At 66.9% G+C, this 11875-nt stretch carries 11 protein-coding genes and 1 pseudogene; 6 read left to right on the top strand and 6 right to left on the bottom strand.

Annotation, left to right across the window (positions count from 1 at the left end; genetic code table 11):
- Positions 1-492: pseudogene (locus AC6LKD_RS24640) on the top strand (hypothetical protein); the annotation flags it as partial.
- A 60-nt stretch (positions 493-552) separates the two neighbouring features.
- On the opposite strand, the gene lysA reads toward AC6LKD_RS24640, so the two are convergent.
- Both lysA and lptM read right to left on the bottom strand, forming a co-directional pair.
- Positions 553-1845 carry a diaminopimelate decarboxylase gene (gene lysA, locus AC6LKD_RS24635; protein WP_498117736.1) on the bottom strand — a complete coding sequence of 431 codons (1293 nt, stop codon included), beginning with the start codon at positions 1843-1845 and terminating at the stop codon, positions 553-555.
- On the bottom strand, positions 1842-2003 hold the full coding sequence (lptM, locus tag AC6LKD_RS24630; protein ID WP_492273858.1) for an LPS translocon maturation chaperone LptM: 162 nt from the start codon (positions 2001-2003) through the stop codon (positions 1842-1844). The genes lysA and lptM overlap by 4 nt, the downstream gene beginning before the upstream one ends.
- Positions 2004-2057: 54 nt before the next feature.
- On the opposite strand from lptM, the gene cyaY reads away from it, so the two are divergent.
- Positions 2058-2387: an iron donor protein CyaY gene (cyaY, locus tag AC6LKD_RS24625; RefSeq protein WP_013396958.1), complete on the top strand. Its 330-nt coding sequence runs from the start codon at positions 2058-2060 to the stop codon at positions 2385-2387.
- 60 nt (positions 2388-2447) lie between these two features.
- Here the strand turns inward: cyaY and AC6LKD_RS24620 are convergent, their stop codons facing one another.
- Positions 2448-4895, bottom strand: a complete 2448-nt coding sequence (locus AC6LKD_RS24620) for a penicillin-binding protein 1A (protein ID WP_013396957.1) — start codon at positions 4893-4895, stop codon at positions 2448-2450.
- Positions 4896-5009: 114 nt separating this feature from the next.
- Here AC6LKD_RS24620 and AC6LKD_RS24615 point away from each other — a divergent pair, with 114 nt between their 5' ends.
- Genes AC6LKD_RS24615 through AC6LKD_RS24605 form a run of 3 tightly spaced genes read left to right on the top strand, consistent with a single transcriptional unit; the run spans position 5010 to position 7875 of the window.
- Complete coding sequence (locus AC6LKD_RS24615) at positions 5010-5651, top strand: shikimate kinase (RefSeq protein ID WP_498117735.1); 642 nt, start codon at positions 5010-5012, stop codon at positions 5649-5651.
- On the top strand, positions 5648-6724 hold the full coding sequence (gene aroB, locus AC6LKD_RS24610) for a 3-dehydroquinate synthase (RefSeq protein WP_498117734.1): 1077 nt from the start codon (positions 5648-5650) through the stop codon (positions 6722-6724). The genes AC6LKD_RS24615 and aroB overlap by 4 nt, the downstream gene beginning before the upstream one ends.
- Before the next feature lie 23 nt (positions 6725-6747).
- Positions 6748-7875: a deoxyguanosinetriphosphate triphosphohydrolase gene (locus AC6LKD_RS24605; protein WP_041656895.1), complete on the top strand. Its 1128-nt coding sequence runs from the start codon at positions 6748-6750 to the stop codon at positions 7873-7875.
- Positions 7876-7925: 50 nt separating this feature from the next.
- On the opposite strand, the gene AC6LKD_RS24600 is transcribed toward AC6LKD_RS24605, so the two are convergent.
- Both AC6LKD_RS24600 and AC6LKD_RS24595 read right to left on the bottom strand, forming a co-directional pair.
- Positions 7926-9119, bottom strand: a complete 1194-nt coding sequence (locus tag AC6LKD_RS24600) for a M20 aminoacylase family protein (RefSeq protein WP_498117733.1) — start codon at positions 9117-9119, stop codon at positions 7926-7928.
- Between the two features lie 23 nt (positions 9120-9142).
- Positions 9143-10144 carry a tripartite tricarboxylate transporter substrate binding protein gene (locus AC6LKD_RS24595; protein WP_498117737.1) on the bottom strand — a complete coding sequence of 334 codons (1002 nt, stop codon included), beginning with the start codon at positions 10142-10144 and terminating at the stop codon, positions 9143-9145.
- A gap of 129 nt (positions 10145-10273) precedes the next feature.
- On the opposite strand from AC6LKD_RS24595, the gene AC6LKD_RS24590 reads away from it, so the two are divergent.
- Positions 10274-11176 carry a LysR family transcriptional regulator gene (locus AC6LKD_RS24590; protein WP_498117732.1) on the top strand — a complete coding sequence of 301 codons (903 nt, stop codon included), beginning with the start codon at positions 10274-10276 and terminating at the stop codon, positions 11174-11176.
- Positions 11177-11183: 7 nt separating this feature from the next.
- On the opposite strand, the gene AC6LKD_RS24585 is transcribed toward AC6LKD_RS24590, so the two are convergent.
- Positions 11184-11846 (bottom strand): glutathione S-transferase N-terminal domain-containing protein, encoded by a 663-nt coding sequence (locus AC6LKD_RS24585; protein ID WP_498117731.1) that lies wholly within the window; start codon positions 11844-11846, stop codon positions 11184-11186.
- Positions 11847-11875: the final 29 nt, after the last annotated feature.

Genomic DNA, 11875 nt, shown 5'->3' with positions numbered 1-11875 from the left:
GGGTATGCGTGGTTGCGGTCGGCGCAGCCGCCGCAGCCCGCAACCGTCGCAACAGCGCCTGCGCCGACGCCACAGACCCTGCCGGATTCTTCCGCCGCGACCGGACCCGCCTCGGCGCCGCAGACTGCCACAACCGGAACCGCCTTGGCGCCGCAGACTGCCGCTGCCGGATCCGTGGCGCCGGCCACCAGCTTAAAACCGGAAAGCGCCCCTGAGCCTGAAGCCGCGGCAGCCCCCCCGGCTTCAGAGCCGGCCGCGCCTGCGACCCCGCTGCCCCAGGCCGCGCCCGTCACGGTGCAGGTGGCCGTGCGTCCCTGGGGAGAGGTGCTGGTCAACGGCCGCTCGCGCGGCGTGAGCCCGCCGCTGCGCGAACTGGCCCTGCCGCCCGGCCGCTACCAGGTGACGGTGCGCAACGCGTCGGCGGGGGATCACCGCATGACTTTGACGGTGGCTCCGGGCCGGCCGGCTTCCATCACGCATGAGTTCAAGTGAAAGACGTGGGTTCGCGCCCGCATGCGGCGCGCGGATCGCGCCGCAGATGGCGGAAGCCCGTCAGGGCAGGGTGGATTCGCCCCGCAGCAGGTCGTCCAGCGTTTCGCGCTGGCGCACCACGTAGTACTTGTCGCCGTCGACCATGGCTTCAGCCGCGCGGGGCCGCGCGTTGTAGTTGCTGGCCATGGCCATGCTGTAGGCGCCCGCGGACTCCACCGCCAGCAGGTCGCCTTGCTCGATGGTCAGTTTGCGCTGCCTGGCCAGCCAGTCGGCGCTTTCGCAGACCGGACCGACGATGTCGTAGAGGGTTGCGTCGCCCGCACGCGGATGCACGGGGCGCACGCCATGGAAGGCCTCGTACAGCGCGGGGCGCAGCAGATCGTTCATGGCGGCGTCGACGATGGCGAAGTTGCGCGCTTCTGAATGCTTCAGATACTGGACCCGGGTGAGCAGCACGCCGGCATTGCCCACCAGCGAGCGGCCGGGCTCCAGCACCAGCTGAAGATGGCCGAAGCCGCGCGCGTTCAGGCGTTCGAAGACGCGGTCCAGCAAGGCCTGGGGTGAGGGCGGGATCTCATCCGTATAGCGGATGCCCAGGCCGCCGCCCAGGTCCAGATGGGCGATCCGGATGCCGGCCTGATCCAGCTTTTCGATCAGGTCCAGCAGCTTTTCCAGCGCGTCGAAATAGGGGCTGATGTCGGTGAGCTGCGATCCGATGTGGCAGTCCACGCCCACGATGTCCAGGCCCGGTAGCGATTGCGCGCTGCGGTAGACGTCCAGCGCCGACTCGATGGCGATGCCGAACTTGTTTTCCTTCAGGCCGGTGGAAATGTACGGATGCGTCTGCGCGTCCACGTCCGGGTTGACCCGCAGCGAGACGGGCGCGCGCAGGCCCATGCCATGCGCGACTTCCGACAGCCGGCGCAATTCGGCTTCGGATTCGACGTTGAAGCATTTGACCTGGGCCGCGAGCGCAGCGCGCATCTCCCAGGCCTGCTTGCCCACGCCCGAAAACACGATCCTGGACGGGTCCGCGCCCGCCGCCAGGGCGCGCTTGAGCTCGCCGCCGGAAACGATGTCGAAGCCCGCGCCCAGACGCGCGAATTCCTTCAGGACGGCCAGGTTGGAATTGGCCTTCATGCCGTAGCAGACCAGCACGGGGTGCTGGCCGACGGCGTTGCGGTAGGATTCCCAGGCGGCCTTGAGCGCGGCGCGCGAGTACACATACAGCGGCGTGCCCAGCTTTTCGGCCAGGTGATCCAGCGGCACGTCCTCGGCGTACAGCACATTGTTGCGGAACTGGAAGTACGGATGACCGGCCAGTTCAGGCTGCGCGGGGAATCGGGAAGTCATGGCAGCGACGGGGCCGGCGGGATGACCGTCGGCGGCGGTTGCTGTTGCGTACGCGAGGGCGGCTTGCCGTCCGGCGTCGGCATGTACAAGGGGCCCTTGTACCCGCAGGCCGCGACCATGCCGGTCGCCAGCAGCGTGGCTACAATGCGAAGGACCATGCGGCGAAATGCCAAGTGGAACACTGGGAACTCCTAAATCTTGCAGGCTCGATTATGACCGAAACCGAATTTCTTGCGTTGATCGACCAGGTGCTGAACAGCATCGAAAGCCAGGCCGATGACTGGGCGGCTTCGCTCGATGTCGATGTCGAAACCAGCCGCAGCGGCAATGTGCTGACGATGGTCTTCGAAGACAACACCCACGTGGTGGTGAACAGCCAGGCTGCCATGCAGGAGCTATGGGTCGCCGCGCGCAGCGGCGGCTTCCATTACCGCTACGATGGCCAGCACTGGAACGATACCCGAGGCGGCCCGCAGTTGCCGGATGCCTTGTCGCAGATCTGTTCCGCAGCCGCTGGCGTGCCCGTGACGATACGCCTGTAAAAAAGCCAGGCTCAGGCGAAAAAAAGGCCGGCCCATCGGGCCGGCCTTGCTATTTGCGCGTCAGAACGGGATCTTCTGGGACCAGGGCGTATTGCTTTGCGTGCCCACGCCCGGCGCCACCTTGATCCGGGTTTCCTCGCTGGTGCTGCCGTTCAGGCCGTTGAGGAATTCACCTAGCGTGTCGGCCTCGGGCAGGCCCAGGCGCGCGACCGCCTGTCCGGGCGGGAATTCGGAGAAATAGAACTCGCCGTTTTCCACGATGAGGCCGTCGGGACGGGGGCGCGGCTTCTCTTCGGGCACGCCCTTGAGGACCGTCTGCATGTAATCGACCCAGATCGGCATGGCGACGCCGCCGCCGGTTTCGCGCGAGCCCAGCGACTTGGGCTGATCAAAGCCCAGCCACGCGGTGGCGACCAGCGAGGGGGTGTAGCCGGAGAACCAGGCATCCACGGATTCGTTGGTGGTGCCGGTCTTGCCGGCAATGTCGTTGCGCTTGAGCAGTACGCGGGCGCGCGCTGCGGTGCCGTAGGTGGCCACGCCGCGCAGGATGTCGTCCATGATCCAGGCAGTGCGCGGATCGATAGCGCGGGCCGCGGCGTCGCCGGCCACGACCGGCTTGGACTGCATGATGACCTTGCCGTTGCTGTCGGTGACGCGGTCGATCAGGTAGGGCGTGACGCGGTAGCCGCCGTTGGCGAACACCGAGAAGGCGCCGGCCAGCTGCAGGGGCGTCACCGAGCCCGCGCCCAGCGCCAGTGGCAGCACGGCGGGCTGGCGGGCCTTGTCGAAGCCGAAGCGGGTCAGGTAGTCCTGCGCGTACTGCGGGCCGATGGCCTGCAGGATACGGATCGACACCATGTTCTTGGATTTGTACAAACCCTGGCGCAGGGTCAGCATGGGTTCGTACTGGTTGCCGTAGTTCTTCGGGTTCCAGGCCTTGGAACCGGTCTGGGCGGCCGTCAGCTCGAAGGGCTGGTCCGAGATCTGCGTGCCCGGGGTCAGGCCGCGCTCCAGCGAAGCGGCGTAGATGAAGGGCTTGATGTTCGAGCCCGGCTGGCGCCAGGCCTGCGTCACGCGGTTGAAATTGCCGCGGTAGAAGTCGAAGCCGCCGACCATGGCGCGGATTGCGCCGTCCTGCGGCGACAGCGCCACGAAGGCCGCCTGTACCGAGGGCAGGTTGATGATTTCCCAGTTGTCGCCGAACTTGCGGATGTAGACCACGGAACCGCGCTTGATGCGCTGCTCGGGCTTGGCCTTGTCGTTCAGCGCGCGCGCCACCACGCCCAGCACCTTTTTGTCGGTGACGGTGATGATCTCGCGCGAGCTGCGCGCCAGCTTCACTTCGGTGGGGCTGGCCGACAGCACCAGCGCCGTCAGCAGGTCGCCGCTGTCGCTGAACTTGTCGAACACGCCGTCCAGGAACTCATCAAGCGCCTGCGGGTTGTTCTCGGTGCCCGGGGGCAGGTCCAGCTGCTCTTCGGGGCCGGGGTAGGGCGCGCGGCGCGTGTATTCGAGCACGCCTTCGCGCACGGAGCGGTAGGCCGCTTCCTGGTCCTTGGACTGCACCGTGGTGTAGATATTGATGCCGCGCGAATAGACGTTGTCCTGGTACACGTTGAACAGCAGCTGGCGCGCCAGTTCCGCCACGTACTCGCCATGGATGGAATAGCCGCCGGCCGGCGTGCCTTCCGCGGACTTCATGACGATGGGCTGGGCCATCGCCTGTTGATATTCCGGTTCGGTCAGGTAGCCCAGCGAATGCATGCGGCCCAGCACGTAGCGCTGGCGCAGTTCGGCGCGCGGGCGGTTGGCGATCGGGTTGAAGCGCGACGGCGCCTTGGGGATGCCGGCGAGCATGGCGGCTTCCGCGGGCGTGACTTCGGACAGGGGCTTGCCGAAATAGGTGCGCGAGGCGGCCGCGAAACCGTAGGCGCGATGGCCCAGGTAGATCTGGTTCATGTAGAGCTCGAGGATCTGGTCCTTGGTGAGCTCCGATTCGATCTTGAAGGTCAGCAGCAGTTCATAGAACTTGCGCGAATAGGTCTTCTCCGACGACAGGTAGAAGTTGCGCGCCACCTGCATGGTGATGGTACTGGCGCCCTGCGACTTCGACATGCTGATCAGGTTGGTCAGGCCGGCCCGCGCCACGCCCATCCAGTCGATCCCGCCGTGCTGATAGAAGCGGTCGTCTTCGGCCGCCAGCACGGCGGACTTCATGACGTCCGGGATTTCGTTGAAGCGCAGCACGTTGCGGCGCTCTTCGCCGAATTCGCCGATCAGGACGCGGTCCGCCGTATAGACGCGCAGCGGCACCCGAGGACGGTAGTCCGTCATGGCGTTCAGGTCCGGCAGGTTGGGCCAGGCCAGCGCCAACGCCATTCCGGCCAGCAGTACGCCGCACAGGAACAGGCCGGCAAAGAAGATGCCGGTTTTGACGAAGAATCGCAGTATCGGGGAACCGCTCTTGGCGGGCTTGTCTTTCTTGGAGGAATTCTGGGGCTTGCTCATCGCGGCGATTTTACGGGTATCTCCGGGTCCGTCTTGGCACGGGGCACCGGTTTCTGTAACAAAATCGTTCAGTGTGGTAGGCGGGCAACTGGCGGCTGATGTGATAATGCCGTCATGAACTTTTCCGCTATCTCATGTCCGGAGGCCGACCCGGACCCGGCGTCCTCTGGCGAGACGCCTGAAAACCTGCCTTGCGCCGCTGAGTGCACAGGCAGGGCCGCTACGTTGCCGCATGACCTGCCGGTCTTCCTGGTCGGGATGATGGGCGCGGGCAAGACGACCATAGGGCGTGGCCTGGCGCGTGCGCTGGGGCGCGAGTTTATGGACTTGGATCATGAGCTCGAGGCGCGTTGCGGCGTGCGGGTGCCGGTAATCTTCGAAATCGAGGGCGAAGCCGGTTTTCGTCGCCGGGAATCAGCCGCCTTGGAAGAGTGTACCCAACGGCGCAACATAATTCTCGCCACCGGGGGCGGCGCCATCCTGGCGCCGGAAAACCGCCAGCGCCTGCACGAGCGCGGCATCGTGGTCTATTTGAGGGCCAGCGTGGACGAATTGTTCCGCCGCACCTGCCGCGACCGCAACCGTCCCCTGCTGGCCACCGCCGATCCGCGCGGCACGCTGCGCGACCTCATGACCCTGCGGGAACCCCTCTATAAGGAAGTGGCCGACCTGGTGGTGGAAACGGGCGCCATGCCCATCCACACCCTGGTCAAGGCGCTGCTGCCGCAATTGCAAGCCTTCGAGAAGCGCATATGAACGTAGTACACGTGGACACCCCGGGCGGAAGCTACCCGATCAACATCGGCCCGGGCCGCCTGGACGCCCTGGACCAGAGCATTCCGGCCGACGCCACCGCGATCGCCGTGGTGACCAACCCGACCGTCGCCGCCCTGTACGGCGAACGCGCCGAGGCGGCGCTGGCCAGGACCGGCAAGCGGGTGCTGCGCATCGAATTGCCGGACGGCGAGGCCTACAAGGACTGGCAGTCGCTGAACCTGATCTTCGACGCCCTGCTGGGCAACCGCCTGGACCGCCGCTGCGTGCTGGTGGCGCTGGGCGGCGGCGTCATCGGCGACATGACCGGCTTCGCGGCCGCGGTCTACATGCGCGGCGTGCGCTTCTTGCAGGTGCCCACGACTTTGCTGTCGCAGGTCGATTCGTCGGTGGGCGGCAAGACCGCCGTCAACCATCCGCTGGGCAAGAACATGATCGGCGCGTTCTACCAGCCGGTCGCCGTCGAGATCGATACCGACGTGCTGAACACGCTGCCGGCGCGCGAGGTGTCCGCGGGTCTGGCGGAAGTGATCAAGTACGGCCTGATCCTGGACCCGGCCTTCTGGTCCTGGTGCGAGGAAAACGCGCAGAAGCTGCGCGCGCTGGATTCGGAAGCCGTCAGCCATGCCATCCGCCGCTCCTGCGAGCTGAAGGCGCAGGTGGTGGGCAAGGACGAGCGCGAATCCGGCCTGCGCGCCATCCTGAACCTGGGGCACACCTTCGGCCACGCCATCGAATCCGGCCTGGGCTACGGCGCCTGGCTGCATGGCGAAGCGGTGGGTTGCGGCATGGTGCAGGCTGCCGAGCTGTCGGCCGACGTCGCCGGCTTTGAGCGCGCCGACGTGGAGCGCGTGCGCGCGCTGGTGACCGCCATCGGCTGTCCTGCCGTGGCTCCGGACCTGGGCGCCGACCGTTGGCTGGACCTGATGCAGGTGGACAAGAAAACGGAAGGCGGCTCGATCCGCTACGTGCTCATGACCCGCATCGGCGAAGCCATGATGCGCCCGGCTCCCGACGACGCGGTGCGCGCCGTCCTGGCCCGTACCACCCAATAGACATGCTGGAGACGGTGTTGCAGATGAAAGAACTGGCTTCCTATGCATCCCACCCGTCTCAATCCCGCGGGCGGACCTATGCCGAGCCGCCGCCGGAAAATCGGACGGAGTTTCAGCGCGATCGCGATCGCATCGTCCATTCCGGCGCGTTCCGGCGCCTGGAATACAAGACCCAGGTCTTCGTGAACCATGAAGGCGACCTGTTCCGCACCCGCCTGACCCATAGCCTGGAAGTGGCCCAGATCGCGCGCACGCTGGCGCGCAGCCTGGGCCTGTCCGAAGACCTGACCGAAGCCATCTCGCTGGCGCATGACCTGGGCCACACGCCGTTCGGCCACGCCGGGCAGGACGAGCTCAATGCCTGCATGCGGGAACTGGCGCCCGAGGCGGGCGGCTTCGAACACAACCTGCAAAGCCTGCGGGTGGTGGACGAACTGGAAGAACGCTATGCGGACTTCAACGGCCTGAACCTGTGCTTCGAAACGCGGGAAGGCATCCTCAAGCACTGCTCGGCCGCGCATGCGCGCCAACTGGGTGACGTGGGCCAGCGCTTCCTGGACCGCACCCAGCCCTCGCTGGAAGCGCAGCTGGCCAATCTGGCGGATGAAGTCGCCTACAACAACCACGACATCGACGACGGCCTGCGTTCGGGCCTGATCACGCTGGAACAGTTGAAGGAAGTCTCGATCTTCGAACGCCACCACGCCCATGTGCTGGAAAGCTATCCTGGGCTGGCCCCGCGACGCGCCGTGGCCGAAACCATACGCCGCATGATCAATACGCTGATCGTCGACCTGACGCGGACTTCGCTGGCGCGCATCCGCGAGTTCGCGCCCGCCACTGCCGACGACGTGCGCCGCGCGCCGCCCCTGGCGACGTTCTCGCCGGAGATCCGCAGCGAGGCCGACGCGCTCAAGAAATTCCTGTTCGACAATCTGTACCGCCACTACCGCGTCTTGCGCATGACGACCAAGGCGCGGCGCATTGTGCGCGAGCTGTTCGCCGCCTTCCTGGACGATCCGCGCCTGCTGCCGCCCGACTACCGCCGGCCGGCGTTCAATGAGCAGGCCCGCGCCATCGCCGACTACATCGCCGGCATGACGGACCGCTACGCGATCCGCGAACACAAGCGTCTGTTCGAGATGGCCTGAGGCCTGCCCGCGGCGGCGCGGGCGCAGGTCTCAGACGCCTTGCCGCCGCTTCAGCCCGCCAGATAGCGCTGCGTCAGCAGGACCCAATAGGCCGCGCCCACGGGCAGGCTGTGGTCGTTGAAGTCGTAGCCCGGGTTGTGCACCATGCAGGCGCCGTGCCCGCTGTTGAAGCCGTCCGCTGACCCATCGCCATTGCCCACCAACAGGTAGGAGCCCGGCACTTCCTCCAGCATGAAGGCGAAGTCCTCGCTGCCGGTCAGTGCCCGGGTCTGCAGCTCCACCCTATCGGCGCCCACCAGTTCCACCGCCACCTGGCGCGCGAAATCGGTTTCTTCCTGGGTATTCACCAGCACGGGATAGCCGCGGCCGTAGTCGATGGTCGCCCGCACCTGGTAGCTGGCCGCCTGGCTGTGGACCAGTTCCGTGATGCGCGCCTGCAAGGCGTCGCGCACGCCGCGGTCCAGCGCGCGCACGCTGAGTTTCAGCGTAGCGGTCTGGGGAATCACGTTGTTTGCTTTGCCGGCGTTGAACGCGCCGACCGTGATCACCGCCATGTGCAGGGGATCGATGTTGCGGGCGACGATGCTTTGCAGGCCCATGACGATGGCCGCGCCGGCCACCACCGGATCGGCGGCGCAATGCGGCATCGCGCCATGTCCGCCCACGCCTTCCAGCACGATGGTGACGTTGTCGGACGAAGCCATGGCCGCGCCGTCGCGCAGCAGCAGGCGGCCTTGCGGATGGCCGGGCATGTTGTGCATGGCGTAGATGGCGTCGCAGGGATATTTGCGGAACAGCCCATCCTCCATCATGCGCTTGGCGCCGCCCAGGCCTTCCTCGGCGGGCTGGAAGATCAGGTTGAGCGTGCCGTCGAAGTCGCCGTGCCTGGCCAGGTGATGCGCCGCCGCCAGCAGCATGGCGGTGTGGCCGTCGTGGCCGCAGGCATGCATCACGCCTTCGTTGCAACTGGCGTGATCCAGGCCCGTGGCTTCCTGGATCGGCAGGGCGTCCATGTCGGCGCGCAGGCCCAGGCGTTTGCCGCCCGTGCCGCGGCGTAGCTGCCCGACCAGGCCGGTGCCGCCCAGGCCGCGCTCCACTTCATAGCCCCATTGCGTCAGGCATTGCGCCACCAGGTCGCTGGTGCGGAATTCCTGGAAGCCCAACTCGGGGTGGCGGTGGATGTCGCGGCGGATCGAGACGAACTCGTCGGCCTGGGCAGTCATGGTCTGCAGGATGGGATGCATGTCGGGTAGATCCTGGAATCGGGTCACGGGTTGCCGGCCAGTTTCACGTGGCTGGAAATTTCGCGGAAGCGTTCGGTCTCGGCGCGGTACATGGCATCGGCCTGTTCCGCGCTCATGGGGGCGGAAACTTCGATGTTCTGGTGGGCCAGGCTGTCCTTCACCGCCGGATCCTGCATGGCGGCATTGAGCGCGGCGTTCAGGCGCGACACCACGTCTTGCGGCGTGTCGCGCTTGACGAAGTAGCCGGTCCAGGTGGTGAAGTTGAAGCCCTTGAGCAGCTGGCCTTCATTCACCGACGGCACCGACTTGAGCGCTGGCAACTGGCTGCGCTGCGGGTCCAGGCTGGCCAGCAGCTTGATGCGGCCCTGTTCGGCCAGCGCCACCTGCTGCTGCGACAGCGGCAGGATGGCCAGGTCTACCTGGCCGCCGCCGATGTCCTGCATCAGCGGCGCGCCGCCCTTGTAGGGCACATGCATCATGTTGGCGCCGATGGTACGCGCCATGTGCTCGCCCAGCACGTGATACAGCGAGCCCACGCCCACGCTGCCGAAGGTCAGCGGCTGAGTGGCCGAACGCGAGCGCGCCAGCGTGACCAGTTCGTCGGCGTTGTTGGCGGGCAGGTCTGCGCGCGCCACGATCACCAGGGGCGCCATGCCTATCATCTGCACCAGGCGGAAATCCTCGCTCTTGAGCTTGACCGCGGGGTTGGCGATGGGGGACAGGATCAGTTCGTTGGGCGAGCCCTGGAACAGGTAGTAGCCGTCAGCCTTGGCGCCCAGCACCTTCTGCGCGCCGAGCGCGCCGCTGACGCCGCCCAGGTTCTCCACCAGCACCGGCTGGCCCAGCTGCTTGGACACGGGCGAGGCCACCACCCGGGCGATGGAATCGGATGCGCCGCCGGCCGGGTAGGGCACCATCATCATGACCGGCCGGTCGGGATAGTCTGCGGCCTGGGCGCCCTGGCCCAGCAGTGCCGCGCCCAGCGCCAGCGCACAGCCGGCCTGGCGCAGGCCATTGGAAAGCATGCTCACGAAATTCCCCTTGGAATGGATATAGGCGTGTTCCGCATGCTAGGGACTGGCCTCGCTAGTTGTCTAACGAATTGTTATTCTGGAAGCTAGAAAAAAAACTCATACTTGAACGGGGACTCGGGCATGAATCTCAAGCAGCTCGAACATCTGCTGGCGGTGGCCGAGGCAGGCTCCTTCAGCCGCGCGGCCGAGCATCTGCATCTGACCCAGTCGGCGCTCAGCCGCAGCATCCGGCTGCTGGAAGAGGACCTGGGGGCGCGGCTGCTGGACCGCATGGGCAAGCGGACTGAGCTGACGCCGCTGGGCCTGACCGTCGCCGGCCGCGCACGGCGCATCCTGTTCGAATCGGGCGAATTGCGCCGCAGCGCCGAACTGCTGACCCAGGGCGACCGGGGCAGCATCAGCATAGGCCTGGGATCGGGGCCAGGCGTCATGCTCATGACGCCGCTGCTGGCGCACGTGGCGCAACACTATCCGCAAGTGCGGCTGGATGTGATGCGCGGTTCGCCGGAGGCCCATCTGGCGCTGTTGCGCCAGCGGCGCCTGGATGCGCTGGTGGTCGATACCCGGGGCATCGTGCCGGCGGGCGATCTGCGCATCGAGCCCATATCGGAAATGCGCGCCGGGTTCATCTGCCGCCGCGGCCACCCGCTGGCCCAGGCGGGGCGGCCGGCGCGCTTCGCGGAGGTCGCGGCCTATCCGCTGGCGTCGACGTTCCTGGCCGCCGACACGGTACGCATCGTGGTCGAGCATTTCGGTATCGAGGCGGACCCGCAGACGTCGATGCGCCTGCGCTGCGATGAAATCGGCAGCGTGCTGGAAGCGGTGCGCGTGTCGGACGCGGTGTTCCTGGGCATCGTCGGCGCGGCGCGGGTCGGCATCGCTGCGGGCGAACTGACGGAACTGCCCACCGACCCGCCGCTGCGCAGCCACGCGCTGTTCGCGATGGTGACCCCGACGGGCCGCACCGAGGCGCCCGCGATGGCGCTGGTGCGTGAATTCGTGGCCCAGCGCCTGCGCGATTGAACCCGCGTTAGCGGTGCTTGCGGTAAGGCTCGTCCTCGGGCACGAAGGTGGCTTCCGCCAGTGCATCGCGCGTCCACTCCTGCATGGCGGGCAGCGCCAGCACTGCGTCCATGTAGTCGCGCACCGGACCCGCGGCCGCGATGCCATAGGTATTGAAACGCGAGACCACCGGCGCGAAGAAGGCGTCGGCGATCGAGAACTCGCCAAACAGGAAAGCGCCGCCCTGGCCGAATTCCGCGCGGGTGTCGTGCCAGATGGCTTGCAGGCGCGAGATGTCCTGTCGCGCGGCCTCGGGCAGGTCGATGCCGGGCAGCCGCGCCTCGACGTTCATGGGCAGCGCCTGGCGCATTGCGCCAAAGCCGCTGTGCATCTGGGCGGCCAGCGAGCGGGCGCGGGCGCGCGCCTTGGGGTCCTGCGGCCACAGGCGGGCCTCGGGATGGCGCTCGGCCAGGTATTCGCAGATCGCCAGCGAATCCCAGACCGCGAAGTCGCCGTCCAGCAGCACCGGCACCAGGCCCGCGGGCGACACCGCGCTCACGCGGCGCGAGAATTCCTCGGTGAAGAAGCCGAGCTTCTGTTCCGTGAATGCAATGCCCGTGGCGCGCAAGGCGATCCAGGGGCGCAGGGACCAGGACGAGTAATTCTTGTTGCCGATGATCAAGGTGTACATGCCGCGATCCTTTCTAGCCGTTGATGTGA

Source organism: Achromobacter sp. D7-1 (genome assembly GCF_059760445.1).
This window is presented reverse-complemented; position numbering and strand designations above follow the sequence as displayed.